16 protein-coding genes and 1 pseudogene are annotated in these 16,544 nt (G+C 29.5%); all 17 read left to right on the top strand.

The window, feature by feature from the left end; genetic code table 11:
• Nucleotides 1–138 precede the first annotated feature (138 nt).
• Nucleotides 139–309, top strand: coding sequence for a hypothetical protein (locus tag RWL85_RS07095; RefSeq protein ID WP_314086513.1), 171 nt, complete (start codon nucleotides 139–141; stop codon nucleotides 307–309).
• 426 nt (nucleotides 310–735) lie between these two features.
• Entirely contained in the window at nucleotides 736–2,469 is a 1,734-nt protein-coding gene (gene dnaX, locus RWL85_RS07090) for a DNA polymerase III subunit gamma/tau (RefSeq protein WP_314086510.1), read from the top strand.
• A gap of 99 nt (nucleotides 2,470–2,568) precedes the next feature.
• On the top strand, nucleotides 2,569–2,886 hold the full coding sequence (locus tag RWL85_RS07085; RefSeq protein WP_003146124.1) for a YbaB/EbfC family nucleoid-associated protein: 318 nt from the start codon (nucleotides 2,569–2,571) through the stop codon (nucleotides 2,884–2,886).
• A 1-nt stretch (nucleotide 2,887) separates the two neighbouring features.
• Nucleotides 2,888–3,484, top strand: coding sequence for a recombination mediator RecR (gene recR / locus RWL85_RS07080; RefSeq protein ID WP_314086506.1), 597 nt, complete (start codon nucleotides 2,888–2,890; stop codon nucleotides 3,482–3,484).
• Nucleotides 3,485–3,500: 16 nt separating this feature from the next.
• Nucleotides 3,501–5,477, top strand: coding sequence for a transketolase (gene tkt, locus RWL85_RS07075; protein ID WP_314086504.1), 1,977 nt, complete (start codon nucleotides 3,501–3,503; stop codon nucleotides 5,475–5,477).
• The gene (locus tag RWL85_RS07070) at nucleotides 5,467–5,835 is read left to right on the top strand and encodes a S1 RNA-binding domain-containing protein (protein ID WP_314086503.1); all 369 of its coding nucleotides are present in this window, start codon (nucleotides 5,467–5,469) and stop codon (nucleotides 5,833–5,835) included. Before tkt ends, RWL85_RS07070 begins: the two co-directional genes overlap by 11 nt.
• 300 nt (nucleotides 5,836–6,135) lie before the next feature.
• Nucleotides 6,136–8,757, top strand: coding sequence for an alanine--tRNA ligase (alaS, locus tag RWL85_RS07065; RefSeq protein WP_314086501.1), 2,622 nt, complete (start codon nucleotides 6,136–6,138; stop codon nucleotides 8,755–8,757).
• A 188-nt stretch (nucleotides 8,758–8,945) separates the two neighbouring features.
• Complete coding sequence (locus RWL85_RS07060) at nucleotides 8,946–9,251, top strand: Asp23/Gls24 family envelope stress response protein (RefSeq protein WP_314086499.1); 306 nt, start codon at nucleotides 8,946–8,948, stop codon at nucleotides 9,249–9,251.
• A 14-nt stretch (nucleotides 9,252–9,265) separates the two neighbouring features.
• Nucleotides 9,266–9,661 carry a transcription antitermination factor NusB gene (nusB, locus tag RWL85_RS07055; protein WP_314086496.1) on the top strand — a complete coding sequence of 132 codons (396 nt, stop codon included), beginning with the start codon at nucleotides 9,266–9,268 and terminating at the stop codon, nucleotides 9,659–9,661.
• Nucleotides 9,662–9,674: 13 nt separating this feature from the next.
• Complete coding sequence (xseA, locus tag RWL85_RS07050; RefSeq protein ID WP_314086493.1) at nucleotides 9,675–10,934, top strand: exodeoxyribonuclease VII large subunit; 1,260 nt, start codon at nucleotides 9,675–9,677, stop codon at nucleotides 10,932–10,934.
• Nucleotides 10,934–11,134: an exodeoxyribonuclease VII small subunit gene (xseB, locus tag RWL85_RS07045; protein ID WP_314086490.1), complete on the top strand. Its 201-nt coding sequence runs from the start codon at nucleotides 10,934–10,936 to the stop codon at nucleotides 11,132–11,134. The genes xseA and xseB overlap by 1 nt, the downstream gene beginning before the upstream one ends.
• The gene (locus tag RWL85_RS07040; protein ID WP_314086488.1) at nucleotides 11,127–11,987 is read left to right on the top strand and encodes a farnesyl diphosphate synthase; all 861 of its coding nucleotides are present in this window, start codon (nucleotides 11,127–11,129) and stop codon (nucleotides 11,985–11,987) included. Before xseB ends, RWL85_RS07040 begins: the two co-directional genes overlap by 8 nt.
• A gap of 492 nt (nucleotides 11,988–12,479) precedes the next feature.
• Nucleotides 12,480–13,625, top strand: coding sequence for a glycerate kinase (locus tag RWL85_RS07035; RefSeq protein ID WP_314086486.1), 1,146 nt, complete (start codon nucleotides 12,480–12,482; stop codon nucleotides 13,623–13,625).
• The gene (locus tag RWL85_RS07030) at nucleotides 13,618–14,481 is read left to right on the top strand and encodes a DMT family transporter (RefSeq protein ID WP_314086484.1); all 864 of its coding nucleotides are present in this window, start codon (nucleotides 13,618–13,620) and stop codon (nucleotides 14,479–14,481) included. Before RWL85_RS07035 ends, RWL85_RS07030 begins: the two co-directional genes overlap by 8 nt.
• Nucleotides 14,482–14,493: 12 nt before the next feature.
• Nucleotides 14,494–15,390, top strand: coding sequence for a C39 family peptidase (locus RWL85_RS07025; protein WP_314086482.1), 897 nt, complete (start codon nucleotides 14,494–14,496; stop codon nucleotides 15,388–15,390).
• A gap of 197 nt (nucleotides 15,391–15,587) precedes the next feature.
• Nucleotides 15,588–16,328, top strand: coding sequence for a Fe-S cluster assembly ATPase SufC (sufC, locus tag RWL85_RS07020; protein WP_314086480.1), 741 nt, complete (start codon nucleotides 15,588–15,590; stop codon nucleotides 16,326–16,328).
• Nucleotide 16,329: 1 nt separating this feature from the next.
• Nucleotides 16,330–16,544 (top strand): annotated as a pseudogene (locus tag RWL85_RS07015) (Fe-S cluster assembly protein SufD); the annotation flags it as partial.

Genomic DNA, 16,544 nt, shown 5'->3' with positions numbered 1-16,544 from the left:
CATTAAAAATAGGCTGTTGATTCATGCATTTTTTGCATTTGTCAACAGCCTGAAAGAGAGATTATCGTTTAAGATAATCTCTCTTTATAATTAAATGAAGAGGATTCGAAGAGTACTATAGAACTTAGTAAACCTTTCATGGATATGGTTGAAATAGGTGAGACTAAACTAGTAAACGAAAATAGAGTAAAAGTTCAAATTAAAGCTAAAGGAAACGAACTTCTTAAACAATTTGGTGGGGACACTACAAAATCTATTTATTTAAAAAAAGATAATAATAGATGGTTTGTTGAAGATAATTCGTTATAAGTTTTTAATTAAAACTAAATTAAAATAGGGTAAAATGGAATGACTTAACAAAGTATTAGAAATCTAATTTACTCTATTTTATTTAATTTAATATATGTTTTTTATTATAAAGAGATAGTACTAACTGCTCGTTACATCTTTAATAAAAGAAAAATGTTAAAAAAATTAATGAAAAAATACTAGTGGTATTGATTTAAAATTTCTAAATTTTAAAAAAGTTTTTATTAAAATTCTCAGCCGTATTAGTTTATTGATATTTATTTTTACTTTATAAAAGTTTTTTTGATATATAATAATACTTGCAGGGGTAACTTGATAAATTCGATTTCTAAGAAACGACATTTTTGAGTTACTCCCTTTTTTTTACTATAAGTAAACTTAAAAATATGGTATAATATATTAGTTAAAATAATTTAGGAGGTAAGTATGTTTCAGGCGTTATATAGGAAATATAGACCACAAACATTTAATGATATTGTAGGTCAAAATCATATAGTTTCAGTTTTGAAAAATGCAATTGACAAGAATCAAATTAGTCATGCCTATTTATTTTATGGATCTCGAGGTACAGGTAAGACTTCTATTGCGAAGATATTTGCAAATGAAGTTAATAGAAATGAAATTTATCAAAAAGAGAATGTTGATATAATAGAAATTGATGCAGCGAGTAATAATGGTGTTGATGAAGTACGTGATATAAAAGAAGCTATAAAATTTTTACCTACTGAAGGTAAATATAAAGTATATATTGTTGATGAAGTACACATGTTAACAACAGCTGCATTTAATGCTTTATTAAAAACATTAGAAGAACCACCAGCACATGTAATATTCATACTTGCAACTACAGAAATTCATAAAATACCAGCTACTATATTATCAAGATGTCAGAGATTTGAGTTTAAGAATCTTTCACAGGAACAGTTAATAGATAGACTTAGATATATAGCAAAAGAAGAAAACTTGGTGATAGAAGATGAAGCAATAGAAAAAATTGCAGCTCTTGCAAAAGGTGGTCTAAGAGATGCGATTAGTATTCTAGATCAAGTATCTAATTACTCAGAACAAATTACATTAAGCCATATATTAGAAGTCACATCTTCTATTAGTGAAGATGATATTTTAGAGTTTTATAAAGGATTGTTGCAAGGAGATGTTACAAAATCTTTATTAAAATACAATGAGTTTATTGCTCAAGCAAAAGATACGAAATTATTGCTTAATGATTTAATAAACGTAACTAGAGATATAGTAGTATATAAAAACTTAAAAGATACTAAACATACTGTTTATAATGTAGATAAAATTGCTACAGAAGTAGAAAGTGTTAATTTTGATTATTTTTATAAAATAATAGAGTACTTATCTCAGACGGAACAATTTATTAGATTTTCTACTGAATATATGAGTTATATGCAAATATGTATTGTTAAGATATGCTCAAAAGAAGAAGGTATTAATAAAGTTCCTGTTGTTAATAATGTAGAAAATACAGTATCCAATGTAAGAACTGTTGAACTTGAGAATAGAATTAAAATGCTTGAAGATAAGTTAAATCAATTAAGAAAAAATGTAAATAGTTTATCAGTAAATTCTATTAGCAATACTTCACATGAAGTTTTAGAAGCACATGAAGTTTTAGAAGATAGTACTAATGAAGAGGTGATTTCAACTAGTTGGGATAATACCCCGAAAGAAGAAATTAGGGAAGTAATAATCAAGGATAAGGAAAAAATAATTGATTTAATTAGTGATTCCAGTCCAAATTTTACGACTTATGCTGCTAATGTGTTTAATAAGATTATAAATGACAGCTTAAATACAAACAATCCTGAAGTAGTAACTATGGGTGAGTTATTTAAATCTTGTAAGCTAATAGCTTCATCTAAAGAGGGTGGATTACTTTTATTTAACGAAGTAGATAATATGCTGAAAATGACACCGAATTCTAAGTATAAGAAATATTTAGAAAGTCTATTCAAGAGATTTATTGGTGTCGATTATACAATATATACAATTCAAGATCATCAGTATGAAATACTTAAAAATGAAATAGAGAACCCAAAAGTAGAAAAAATTCAACAAGAAGAAGTTGAAGAAGTTAAAGTAACTAAAATTGATGAACTTTTCGGGGATATTATAATAGAAACACAAAACTAAAAAATGATATTAAAATAAATTATAAATTATTGACAAGTTGTAATATTTTAAATAGAATTATATTATAAATAGATAAATAAGACATTAGGAGGAAATATTATGCGTGGAATGGGAAATATGCAGCAAATGATGAGAAAGATGCAAAAAATGCAAAAAGACATGTTAGCAGCTCAAGAAGGTTTAAAAGACCAAACTGTAGAGGGAACTGTATCAGGAGGTATGGTTACTGCAATAGCTAACGGTGATGGAAAAATATTAGATATTAAAATTAAAGAAGAGGTTGTTGATCCAGAAGATATCGAAATGCTTCAAGACATGATTTTAACTGCAGTTAACGACGCATTAGAAAAATCTACTCAATTAAAAGAAGAAACTTTAGGTAAATTTACAAATGGATTAAACATCCCAGGATTATAAGATGCAATATCCTAAACCAATTTTAGATTTAATAGAAAGTTATTCCCTATTACCGGGAATAGGAAAAAAAACAGCGGTCAGATTAGCGTTTCATACTTTAAAAATGCATGATAACGATATTAAGAACTTCGCCGATAGCCTGGTGAATTTGAAAGAGAAATTGACTAACTGTGAAGTATGTGGAAGACTTAGTGAAGAACATATTTGTGATATCTGTTCTGATAATGGAAGAGACAAGTCTACTATATGTGTGGTAGCTAACGACAATGATTTAGTCGCTATGGAAAATATGCAACAATATAGGGGAGTTTATCACGTACTAGATGGATTAATTTCACCGATGGATGGAATTGGTCCTCTAGATATTAATATTAAGTCACTCTTTGAGAGAGCACAAGATGAAACCGTGAAAGAAATTATTCTTGCTACTAATTCATCTCCAGAAGGTGAAGGAACAGCAAGTTTTATTTCGAGATATTTAAAAAATACAGATATAAAAGTTACTAGAATAGCTCAAGGTATTTCCTTTGGAAGCGATATTGAGTATGTTGATGAAGTTACTTTATCAAGAGCTATTTCAGGTAGAATAGAATTATAAAATTAGGAGGACATTTATGTCACAAAAATCAGTAAACGCGATAAAAGTTTTAGGTGTAGATGCTATTAACAAGTCAAAATCTGGACACCCAGGTGTAGTAATGGGTGCAGCACCTATGGCTTATTCATTATTTTCAAAGCATCTAAGAGTTAATCCTAAAAAAACAGATTGGATAAATAGAGATAGATTTGTGTTATCAGCAGGTCACGGTTCAATGTTATTATATTCATTATTACACTTATCAGGATTTGAAGATGTGTCATTAGAAGAAGTTAAAAATTTCCGTCAATGGGGTTCTAAAACTCCAGGACACCCTGAATTTGGTCATACAAAAGGTGTAGATGCAACGACAGGACCACTTGGACAAGGTATCTCAACTGCAGTAGGTATGGCATTAGCAGAAAGATATTTAGCAGCAAAATACAATAAAGAAGGATACTCTTTATTCGATCACTATACATATGTTATTTGTGGTGATGGAGATATTATGGAAGGTGTAGCATCAGAAGCATCAAGTTTTGCTGCATTACAAAAATTAAATAAACTTGTAGTATTATATGATTCAAATGATATCTGTTTAGATGGAGAAACTAAAGATGCATTTTCAGAAAATGTACGAGCTAGATATGATGCATATGGATGGAATACAATTTTAGTAGAAGATGGAGCAAATGTAGAAGCGGTTAGCGCAGCTATTGAACAAGCTAAAAAGTCTGATAAACCTACTTTAATCGAAGTTAAGACTATTATAGGTGCGGGTTCTCCAAATAAACAAGGAACTAATGGTGTGCATGGTGCGCCACTTGGTGAAGAGGAAACAGCTTTATTTAGAAAAGAAATTGGTTGGGAATATGAGCCTTTTGATATTCCTGCTGAAGTATATGCTGACTTCAAGGCAAATGTTGCAGATCGTGGAGAAACTGAATATGCTAAATGGGAAAAACTATACGAGGATTATAAAGCTGCATATCCAGAATTAGCAAAAGAATTAGAAGAAGCTCTTTCACGTGAAGACATTAAACATCTTACTAAAGAAAGTTTTTCATTTAAAAATATAGGAGATACTCAAGCAACTCGTAATTCATCACAAGATGCGATTAATAGTGTTGCAGCTGTATTACCAACTTTCTTTGGAGGATCAGCTGACCTTTCACATTCAAATATGACATTTATTAAAGGTGATGGGCTACAAGATGATGCTAATAGAACAGAACGCAATGTACAATTTGGTGTTCGTGAATTTGCAATGGCGACAGTATTAAATGGTTTAATGTTACATGGCGGTGTTCGTGTATTCGGTGGAACATTCTTTGTATTCTCAGATTATCTAAAAGCTGCATTAAGATTATCAGCTATACAAAACTTACCAGTAACTTATGTATTCACACATGATAGTATCGCAGTAGGTGAAGATGGACCAACACATGAACCAATCGAGCATTTAGCATCATTAAGAACAATACCAAATACTTATGTATTTAGACCAGCTGATGCAACAGAAGCTCAAGCAGCGTGGTATTTATCTCAAAAAACTAACGATAGACCAACTTCTATCGTATTAACTCGTCAAAACTTACCAATTTTAGAAAATTCATCATTTGAAAAGGTAGCAAAAGGAGCATATGTAGTTCACGAAACTTCAGCTGATTTTGATACTATTTTAATCGCAACAGGATCAGAAGTTGCTCTTGCAATTGATGTTGCTCACGAACTTGAAAAAGATGGTTCTAAAGTACGTGTAGTAAGTATGCCATCGGTTGAGTTATTTGAAGAACAACCAAAAGAATACAAAGAGGAACTATTACCATTAAGTGTACGTAGACGTGTATCATTAGAAATGGGTAACAGTGCGCTATGGTATAAATATGTTGGTTTAGATGGTCTTGCTATTGGTATAGATAAATTTGGAGCATCTGCACCTGCAAATAAAGTAATAGAAGAATACGGATTTACAGTAGAAGCAGTTGTAGAGAAAATTAAAAATGAGTTATAGAGAAATACGTCCGGGTGATATTATTAAGGTTAAAGTTACGGCGGTTAAGCCGTATGGTGCCTTTATTGAAACTCGAGATAAAATGGTAGGACTAATTCATATTTCTGAAATAACAAATTGTTTTATATTTGATATTAGTAGCTATATTAAACAAGATGAAATTTTAGAAGTGAAAGTATTATCAATAAAAGATAATAAAATCAATGCGACTTTAAACTTTAAACAAAAAAAAGACACAGTAAAAAAAGAAATAAATAGTTTAGATACTTTAAATTTCGAATATGGATTTGATACTCTTAAACAGAATATGAAACTTTGGCAAAAAAAAGCAATGTTTGAAATCAGAAATTCTAAGTAAAAACTATTGACAAATGTAACTAAACTAGTTATAATAACATACATATACAATGAAGTATAGGAATTAAAAGTTAACGATATTATTTAACAGAGAGAATCTAGTGGTGAAAAGGATTCATAATATAACTTTTATGCTACCTAATTGACGCTTCATCGGCATTTAAGCCGTTATAAAAACTAATGAGGAGTACATAGTACTTAAATTAGGGTGGTAACACGATTATGATCGTCCCTTGTGTAAATATATTTACACAAGGGATTTTTATTTTATTTTTTGTTAGCTTGAAAGGAGAAATAATTAATGAAACAACTAACATCAACACAAATTAGAAGAATGTATTTAGATTTCTTCGTAGAAAAAGGACACAAGATCGAACCAAGTGCATCTTTAGTACCTATTGACGATCCATCTTTACTTTGGATTAACTCAGGAGTAGCAACATTGAAAAAATACTTCGATGGAAGAGAAATTCCAGAAAATCCAAGAATTACAAACTCACAAAAATCAATAAGAACTAATGATATTGAAAATGTTGGGAAAACAGCTCGTCACCATACATTCTTTGAGATGTTAGGTAACTTCTCAATTGGAGACTATTTTAAAAATGAAGCAGTACCATGGGCTTGGGAGTTTTTAACTTCAGAAAAATGGTTAGGACTTGAAAAAGAGAAACTATCAGTAACTATTCATCCTGAAGATACTGAAGCTTATGATTTATGGAAAAATGTAATTGGTCTACCAGAAGAAAGAATTATTCGTATCGAAGGTAACTTCTGGGATATCGGTGAAGGGCCATCAGGACCAAATACTGAAATTTTCTATGATCGTGGAGAAGAAGCTGACACATGGTCACCAAAAGAAGAAATGTATCCTGGTGGAGAAAACGATAGATACCTTGAAGTTTGGAATGTTGTATTTAGTCAATATAATCACAATGCAGATGGAACTTACTCAGAACTTCCAGCGAAAAACATAGATACTGGAATGGGATTAGAGAGAATAGTATCAGTTTTACAAGATGTACCAACAAACTTTGACACAGATTTATTCATTCCAATTATTAGAGAAATTGAGAAACTTTCAGGTGCTAAATATGGTGTAAGCACTGAGCAAGATGTTGCATTTAAGGTTATTGCTGATCATATTAGAACTGTAGTATTTGCAATCGCAGATGGTGCATTACCGTCGAATGAAGGACGTGGATATATCTTAAGAAGATTATTACGTCGTGCTGTACGATTTGCTAAAGTTTTAGGATTAAACAACTCATTCATGTATAAACTAACTGATGTAGTTGCAGAGATTATGGTAGATTACTATCCAAATGTAAAAGAAAGTGCAAGCTTTGTAAAAGATGTTATCTTAAAAGAAGAAGATAGATTCCATGAAACTTTAAATGAAGGTGAAGCGATCTTAAATAATATAGCTAATGAGGTCAAAGATACTACAAAAGTAATCTCAGGTAAAGATGCATTTAAACTTTACGATACATTTGGATTCCCTATTGAATTAACAGAAGAATATGCAGAAGAACTAGGACTAACTGTCGACATTGATGGATTCAATGAAGAAATGGAAAAACAAAAAGAACGTGCTCGTTCTTCTCGTCAAGATGATTCATCAATGCAAGTACAATCTGATTTATACAATAGAATAGTAGGAGATAGTGAGTTTACTGGATACACTAGTCTTACAGATGAAGGTAAGGTATTAGCTCTAGTCGATAAAGAAGATAACTTATTAGAAAGCTACAAAGGTAATGAAGTCGTAAAAGTAGTATTTGATAAAACACCATTCTATGCTGAAAGTGGAGGACAAGTAGCTGATAAAGGACTAGTTTCAGCTGAAGGTTTCAAAGCAGAAGTAGTTGATGTTAAGAAACTTCCTGATAAACGACACATTCACTTCGTTAAAGTAGTAGAAGGTGAACTAGTAGTAGGAACAAAGTATAAACTAGAAGTTGATAGAACTTATAGATTAAATGTAGAGAAAAACCACACAGCAACTCACTTGTTAAATGAAGCACTTCGTCATGAAGTTGGAACACACATTAAACAAGCGGGATCATTAGTAACAGATGAAAAACTAAGATTTGATATTACTCACTTTGCTCCACTTACAAAAGAAGAAATTGAAAAAGTAGAGAAAGAAGTAAACAAACAGATTTGGAATGCTTTAGAAATTAAAACTGAAGAAATGCCTATAGCTGAAGCAAGAAAACTTGGAGCTCAAGCATTATTCGGTGAAAAATATGGAGATGTAGTACGAGTTGTTTCTATCGGTGATTACTCTATCGAACTATGTGGAGGAACTCATAATGCTAACAGTGCTGAAGTAGGTATCTTCAAGATTGTATCTGAATCAGGAGTAGCAGCAGGTGTTCGTAGAATTGAGGCTCTTACAGGAAAAGCAGCATACGAGTATTTAAGAGAACAAGAAGAGACTCTTCGTTCTGTTGAAAAATTAACAAAAGCTAATGCATCTAATGTGGTAGAAAAAGTATCTGCATTACAATCTGAAATTAAGAAATTATCTAAAGAAAAAGAAAGCTTACAACAAAAAATTGCTAATGCTGAGTTAAACAACTTAGTAAATAACATTAAAGAAATAAATGGTGTAAATGTATTAACAAGTGTTGTTGAATCAGAAAACATGAATCACTTAAAACAACTTGTTGATAATGCTAAATCTAAATTAGAAAACTATGTTATTGCTTTTGCTTCAGTAAATGAAGATAAAGTAAACTTTGTAGTTGCTGTAGATAAAGCTATCACTGATAAATATAATGCTGGAAAACTTGTAAATGTATTAGCAACAGCTTGCGACGGACGTGGTGGTGGACGTCCAGATATGGCACAAGCAGGAGCTAAGAATAAAGATAATATAGATAAAGCATTCGAAGAATTATTAACTAATATTTAATAACTAATAATACATAAATAAACGGAAGAGATTACCTATGAAAATAGTATATTAAACAACTATTTTTAAGGTAATCTCTCCCTTTTTCTTTTAAAATATGGTATAATTAAAAAGATTATTATGGATGAATAATAATTTAATGCTGATTGATATCTATAGTATTAAATATAATTTTGGAGGAAATGTAAATGGAAACTAAAAAATTAGGAAAAGTAGAAATTAACCCAAGTGCACTTGAGGTTATTGCTAATATTGCAGCAACTGAAGTAGAAGGAGTATCTAAATTATTAGGTAAAAAAGTTTATTCACGTGGTGTAGAATTAGAATTTGCAGGAACAGAATTAGTTATAGATGTATATTGTAATCTAAAATCAGGGTTTTCGGTGACTAAGACAGCAAGAAAAATCCAAGAAAATGTTAGAAATTCTATTTTCAACATGACTGAGATAAATACAAAGACAGTAAATGTCAACATACTGGGAATTGATTTTTAATTTAGGAGATATAGATGAAGAGCAGACACGAACTTAGAGAAGCAGTTTTTAAAATTTTATTTCAAGTAGAAAATACTGAACTAGATTTTATTGAATTATTAGATTTAGAACAAGAAGAAATTTCAACTAGTATTTATGTTAATAAAACTTTAACAGAAATACTTGAGAAGAAAGAAGAAATTGATGCTGTGATTGCTAATAATTTAAAAGATTGGAAACTAGAACGTTTATCTAAAATGGATAGACAAATTCTACGTATTTCGGCATATGAAATATTATACAGTGATATTCCTTACAAAGTTTCTATCAATGAAGCAGTTGAACTTTCAAAAAAATATAGTGAAAAAGATGAAAGTTATAAATTCATTAATGGAGTATTAAAAGGTATTGTAGAAAACTCAATAAAATAAGAGGTAAAGTTAGATGGAGGAAAAAACATATCTAACCGTTACAGCCCTGAATAAATATATTGAAAGAAAGTTCTTATTAGATCCATACTTAAATGAAATATATATTAAGGGTGAAATTTCAAATTTTAAACTTCACAATAACAATAATATTTATTTTTCTATAAAAGATGAGAATACAAGGATAAATGCGGTATGGTTTGGAGCAAAAACTAAAGAATTTGAAGATGGAGATACAGTTTTAATTAAATCGAAGATTAATTACTATTTCCCTAGGGGAGAACATAACTTATTAGTAGTTGATATGAAAAAAGATAAAATTGGAGAACTGTATAAGAAATTTTTAGAGTTAAAAGAAAAATTAGAAAAAGAAGGCTTATTTTTACCTCAGTATAAGAAACAGATACCTAGTTTTTCTCAAAATATAGCTGTAGTCACAGCTAAAACAGGTGCAGCTATTCAAGATATAACAAGAACTATCCAAAGAAGATTTCCTATTGCGAAGATTAATATATACTCAACATTGGTTCAAGGTGAAAATTCAGTTCAAGATATTGTTAAAAATATAAAACTTGCAGATGATGGATCAAACGATGTAATAATACTAGGCCGCGGAGGAGGTTCAATAGAGGATTTATGGAGTTTCAATACTGAAGAAGTAATTAGAGCCATATTTAATTGTACAACACCAATTGTTACTGGTATTGGACATGAAACAGATACTACACTTGCTGACTTTGTTTCTGATAGAAGGGCTTCTACACCAACAGCAGCTGCTGAACTAGTTACACCGAATATTGAAGATATAAAGAATAGAATTAAATTTAATTTTCAAAAATTAAATAGTATTTTAAATAATAATATTCAAACATATAAGAGTAGAATTGTTAATAGTGAAAATAATCCATATTTTAAGAACTATTCTAAAATATATATTGAATATAGGAAGTCATTGGAGATATTAGAAAAAGACTTAAATAAAACTTTACATCAATTGATTAAAGATAAGAAGAATACACTAGCTAACTCATCTGATAAATTTATTTCATATGACATGTTAGGGCGTTTCAAAGAAAATTTCACTAATGAGATAAATCGTCTAGAAGCAAACTCTCCATTAAATATCTTGAAAAAAGGTTATTCAGTTACTTTTATGAATAATAAAAAATTAACAACTATAAAAGAAGTAACTATAGGAGATAAAGTCACTGTACAGCTTATAGATGGAAGTTTAGAATGTGATGTAAATAATATATCAGATAAAGGAGTTAAGTAATGAGTAAAGAAAATTTTGAAACAAGTTTAATGAACTTAGAAAAAATTGTTGCTGAATTAGAATCAGGGAAATTATCCCTAGAAGATTCACTAGAACGCTATAAGCAAGGAATAGATTTAATTAAAAATTGTAATGAATTAATAGATAACGCTGAAAAAGAAGTAGCTAAATTAACTAAGGATTTCAAAGAAAATGAATAATTTCAAAGCATTCATAGAAGAAAACAAAGAAAAATTAAATACTTTTGCTAAAGAATATATAGAAAAACTAGAAATGCCAGAGATTCTAAAGGAATCTATTAAGTATTCTTTAGTTAACGATGGAAAAAAAATAAGACCACTATCTTTTTTGTATTTACTTAAATATTATGAAATAGATTATAGTAAGTATTTTGATATTGCCTTAGCAATAGAATTAGTTCATACTTATTCATTAGTACATGATGATCTTCCAGAAATGGATAACGATGATTATCGCTGGGGAAAACTGACAAATCACAAAGTTTTTGGACAAGATGTAGCGGTTCTAACAGGAGATGCAATGCTTACATTGGCATTTGAGGTTCTTAGTGATTGTAATATCAATCCTAACTTAAAAGTTAGACTTATAAAACAATTTGCTAACTATTCAGGTGCTATGGGGATGATTGCTGGTCAAGTGTATGATGTTAAACAAAAAAATTATATTGTTGATGCAGATTACTTAAGAAGAATGCACAGTTTAAAAACTGGTCGTTTAATTGAGCTCCCTATGGATTTTGCCTGCTTAGTAGCTAATAAATCAGACGATTACGCAGAAATAAGAGAATTTGGTCAACAATTAGGAATAGCATATCAGATTAAAGATGATATTCTTGATTATTATGGAGATTTTGAAAAAATAGGAAAACTACCGAGTGATGAAGATATGATTACTTATCTTAGTTTCTATGGAATTGAAGAATGTGAAGACTTACTTCAAAAACATACTACAAATGCTATAAATATTGCTGAAAAATTAAATAATGATTTATTAATAGATTTTGCGAATTATTTATTAAAAAGAGAAAAATAACATATGACAGATTATATAAGTAACTCACTATGGTTTTTTATACCATTTTGAGTTATTTTTATATATAAAAAACCACGAAAGTTTAGGGGTAAACTTCGTGGTTTTTTACAGTTATTATATTAGCCTAATTTTAGGGAATTAGAAACTCTTAGAACTAATATATTTAAAATGTTAGCTGGAGATTACTGGCACAAACATGAGGATTACTTATAATTGTAAAACTAAAAGTAGTTTGCTTCTGCAGCAGACAAATTAACACTGTATTTTTGATAAATCAAAAAGTGAGTTCTAATTTTTAACCCTAAACATAAAGTAAAATACTTTACATAATTATTATACTAAAAAAAATAATAAATTTAAAGTATTTGTGTAAATTTTATCAATGAAAATGTTTTTATTTTTTATTTTCATTGATAGACCTTTAAATAATAATAGAATGATGATAAAATTAACTAAAGATTATAAATTTATTGTAAGGAGGATGAAAATTATATGAAAGTTTTAGTGGCCGTTAATGAATTTAAAGGTTCTTTATCTTCAGTTGAGATAGGAAATACTATAAAGAGTACATTAAGTAATAGATATTCTAATTTAAAAGTTTTAACGGAAGCTGTTGCTGACGGTGGGGATGGATTTTTAGATATATTTAAAAATTTTGAGAAAAAGAAATTTAAAACTGTAAATGCCGCTTCACAAGAAATTATCGTTAGTTATCTAGAAAATTTAGACAGGAAAGAAGCTGTTATAGAAATTGCGGAAGTTATTGGATTAAAACAGCTTTTAGATGCAGATAAAGATCCATATAAAACATCCACTGTTGGTTTAGGTAGATTAATCAATAATTTACTTGATAAGGGTATTAAACACTTCATAATTGGCTTGGGTGGAAGTGCAACTAATGATTGTGGTATTGGAATGCTTAGTGAACTAGGTGTTAGGTTTTTAAGTGAATCTGGGATGCTTTGTAGACATGGAATACAAGACTTAAGTAAAATTTGTAAGATTGATTTGAGCGGTATTAATAAAAAACTAGAAGAAGCAAACTTTACAATAATAAGTGATGTTAATAATCCTCTTTATGGTAATAATGGAGCAACATATGTTTATTCGGGGCAAAAAGGGTTAGATGAAAGAAATTTTTCAGAAGTAGATGAATATATAATAAACTTTTCAAATCTTGTTTCTAAAAAAATAAATAATGACTTTTCAAATTTTGAAGGAAGTGGTGCTGCGGGTGGTCTAGGATTTGCATTCTTATCATTTTGTAATAGTAGAATACAAGGTGGTTCTAAGTTTATGATTGAATATTTAGATTTAGAAAAGAAAATTAGCGAAATTGATATTCTTATCACAGGCGAAGGAAAATTAGATAGTCAGAGTTATATGGGAAAAGCCCCAATTGAACTTGCGAGAATAGCAAAAAAGTATAATAAAAAAGTAATTTTCTTGGCTGGTAGTATTTTAGACGAACAGATGAAACAACTTATCGATGAAAATAAGAAATTAGTTGACTCTTCATTTACAGTTCAAAGAGAGTTTTTACCTTTAGATAAAGCAATGAAAAAAGATGTCACTATAAAAAATATAGAAAATACTGTTATTCAGATATTTAATCTATTGGAGTTTAATAATGGATAAAAAAAATAATATATTAAAGGGAATATTTTGTATAATTATTGCAGGATTTGGTTTTTCTCTAATGGCACTATTTATAAAACTCTCTGGGAATCTACCAGCTATGCAAAAAGGTTTCTTCAGAAATATAATTGCTGTTGCCATTTCAGCTATTCCATTAATAAAACATAGAAAATCAATCAACCTTCCAAAGGGTAACATTGCTTGGGGAGTATTAATATCGAGGAGTGTTTTCGGTACTATAGGTTTAGTATTTAATTTTTATGCGATAAGCCATATAAGTTTAGCCGATTCAACAATAATACAAAAACTATCACCTTTTGTAATATTAATCTTATCGTACGTTTTCTTCAAAGAAAAGATGTCGAGATTTCAAATGATGGCTATTGTAGTTGCATTTATAGGTGTGGCATTTATTATTAAACCAACAGGTAATGGACTTATTAGTCTTGGTGCTTTTGCTGCACTCTTAGGAGCGTTTTGTTCAGGAGTTGCTTATACTTGTGTAAGGTACTTAGGTACGCATAATGTTTCAGGTGAATTCATTATATTCTTTTTCTCTTCATTATCAACGTTATTGTTGTTACCTTATTTAATATTTGATTATAGAGAAATGAGTATATACCAATTAATGATGTTAATATTAGCGGGAGCATCTGCAACGATAGGGCAGTATGGGGTAACGTTTGCTTATCGATATGCAGCAGCGAAAAATATCTCAGTTTTTGATTACTCACAAGTCTTATTTTCAGGAATTTTAGGATTTATATTTTTTAACGAGTTACCAGACTTGCAAAGTTTAATAGGATATATTATAGTTATTTTTGTAGGGGTTATTTTAGTTTTAAAGAGTAAATAAAGGAGAGAAACAATGAAAAGAAAAATAATAGGGATTATAACAATTGCGTTTATTGTTCTATGTTCAGTTATACTGTATGTTAATCAAAGTAATAAGATTACTTGGTTTAATAAATTTTTAAAAGATGAAAACAAGAGTACTAATGTGTTACAAACAGAAAATGTAGCTAATGCAAGAGATGGTATAAAGGGGGTAACGCAACCTTATCCATTTATTACCAATCCAAGTGGAGTTGAAAATAATTTACTTCAAAATGCCAATGGTAGTCTTATAGGACAATTAATATATTTACAAAGAGAAAATCTACCAGAAGCTGAACAAAAATTATTAGTAAATAACAAGGATGCAACACAATATATATTAGGCTACCTAGCAGGGCAAAAAGCTACTCAGTTTGAAGAGGGAGAAACAGTAGAAATTAATAGAAAATATCCATACTATATTCAATGGGATAAACGTTGGGCTTATGATAAGTTAGGTGAGACAAATATTGCTATAGGGGGATGTGGACCAACATGTGTAGCAATGGTATTAAGTGGAATATTAGATGATAAATCGATAACTCCTAAGAATATTGCTGAAAAAGAAGAGGCAAATGGCTATTTTACAGATGCGGGAACTAAATGGAGTTTCTTCGATTATATTGCAAAAGAGTATGGTGTTAAATCGACTGGAGTACCTTTAAATAAAGAAGCGATGAAATCTGCTTTAAGTAAAGGACATCCGATAATTGCATCAGTACACCCTGGTAAATTTACCACAGTAGGACATATTATACTTATCACAGCAGTAGATAATGATGATAATTTTATTATTAATGATCCAAACAGTTATACAAGAACGCTAAAAAAATGGTCTTATGATGAATTAAAAACTGAAATAGTGGCTATGTGGGAATTTTCAAAATAAATTTATGATAAATCTTCAAATACACTTTGAGGATTTATCATTTTTTTATTAAAATTTTAGAGGGAATATGTTAATTTTAATCAAACCAATAATTTGATAAATGAATTTAAAAACTATATAATTATATTAATAAATAGAGCGATTAAAAGTAACATTATACATTAAATCGTTAAAATACAAAAGATGGAGGAAATAAAATGTCAGTTCTTGATATTAAAAATTTAGAAGTATCAATTAATGAAAAACAAATATTAAAAGGACTAAATTTAGAAATTAAATCTGGTGAGATACATGCCGTAATGGGACCAAATGGTGCAGGTAAATCTACTTTAGCATCAGCTATTATGGGTCACCCAAAATATGAAGTAGATGGTGGAAGTATTTTATTAGATGGTGAAGAAGTATTAGAAATGGAAGTAGACGAAAGAGCTCGTGCTGGTCTATTCCTTGCAATGCAATATCCATCTGAAGTACCAGGAGTACCAACTTCAGAATTTATTAAATCGGCAATCAATGCACAGCGAGAAGAGAGTATTCCTTTAATGCAATACATAAAAAAATTAGATAAAACAATGGAATTTTTAGAGATGGATCTAAAAATGTCTCAACGTTATGTAAATGATGGTTTCTCTGGAGGAGAAAAGAAACGTAACGAAATATTACAAATGATGATGTTAGAACCTAAATTTGCTATTCTAGATGAAATCGACTCTGGATTAGATATCGATGCTTTAAAAATCGTATCAAAAGGTGTTAATAAAATGCGTGGAGAAAACTTTGGTTGCTTAATTATCACTCACTATCAAAGATTATTAGATTATATTGAACCTGATTTTGTACATGTACTTATGGATGGGAAAATCGTAAAATCAGGTGGACCTGAACTAGCACTTCGTTTAGAAAAAGAAGGTTATGACTGGTTAAAAGAAGAGGTTTAATATGGAGAATAATAAATTAAAACTAAGTATTAAAACTTTACAAAGCATCTTTTCTAATACAAATGAACCTACTTGGTTTTTAAATACTAGAAAATTAGCTTTATATAAAAGTTATACGCTACCTTTTCCAAAATTAGAGTCTATGGAATTAGAAAGATGGAACTTATTCAATGTTAATTTTTCAACTCTAAGATTAGAAAATGAAGGAAATGTAGA

The organism is uncultured Gemella sp. (assembly GCF_963515875.1).
In the GTDB taxonomy this organism is placed as follows: Bacteria; Bacillota; Bacilli; order Staphylococcales; family Gemellaceae; genus Gemella.
This window is presented reverse-complemented; position numbering and strand designations above follow the sequence as displayed.

Excerpts from the sequence above, each read along its gene's own strand:
- RWL85_RS07095 (WP_314086513.1), top strand. The coding sequence starts at position 139 with ATGGATATGGTTGAAATAGGTGAGACTAAACTAGTAAACGAAAATAGA.
- dnaX (WP_314086510.1), top strand. The coding sequence starts at position 736 with ATGTTTCAGGCGTTATATAGGAAATATAGACCACAAACATTTAATGAT.
- RWL85_RS07085 (WP_003146124.1), top strand. The coding sequence starts at position 2,569 with ATGCGTGGAATGGGAAATATGCAGCAAATGATGAGAAAGATGCAAAAA.
- recR (WP_314086506.1), top strand. The coding sequence starts at position 2,888 with ATGCAATATCCTAAACCAATTTTAGATTTAATAGAAAGTTATTCCCTA.
- tkt (WP_314086504.1), top strand. The coding sequence starts at position 3,501 with ATGTCACAAAAATCAGTAAACGCGATAAAAGTTTTAGGTGTAGATGCT.
- RWL85_RS07070 (WP_314086503.1), top strand. The coding sequence starts at position 5,467 with ATGAGTTATAGAGAAATACGTCCGGGTGATATTATTAAGGTTAAAGTT.
- alaS (WP_314086501.1), top strand. The coding sequence starts at position 6,136 with ATGAAACAACTAACATCAACACAAATTAGAAGAATGTATTTAGATTTC.
- RWL85_RS07060 (WP_314086499.1), top strand. The coding sequence starts at position 8,946 with ATGGAAACTAAAAAATTAGGAAAAGTAGAAATTAACCCAAGTGCACTT.
- nusB (WP_314086496.1), top strand. The coding sequence starts at position 9,266 with ATGAAGAGCAGACACGAACTTAGAGAAGCAGTTTTTAAAATTTTATTT.
- xseA (WP_314086493.1), top strand. The coding sequence starts at position 9,675 with ATGGAGGAAAAAACATATCTAACCGTTACAGCCCTGAATAAATATATT.
- xseB (WP_314086490.1), top strand. The coding sequence starts at position 10,934 with ATGAGTAAAGAAAATTTTGAAACAAGTTTAATGAACTTAGAAAAAATT.
- RWL85_RS07040 (WP_314086488.1), top strand. The coding sequence starts at position 11,127 with ATGAATAATTTCAAAGCATTCATAGAAGAAAACAAAGAAAAATTAAAT.
- RWL85_RS07035 (WP_314086486.1), top strand. The coding sequence starts at position 12,480 with ATGAAAGTTTTAGTGGCCGTTAATGAATTTAAAGGTTCTTTATCTTCA.
- RWL85_RS07030 (WP_314086484.1), top strand. The coding sequence starts at position 13,618 with ATGGATAAAAAAAATAATATATTAAAGGGAATATTTTGTATAATTATT.
- RWL85_RS07025 (WP_314086482.1), top strand. The coding sequence starts at position 14,494 with ATGAAAAGAAAAATAATAGGGATTATAACAATTGCGTTTATTGTTCTA.
- sufC (WP_314086480.1), top strand. The coding sequence starts at position 15,588 with ATGTCAGTTCTTGATATTAAAAATTTAGAAGTATCAATTAATGAAAAA.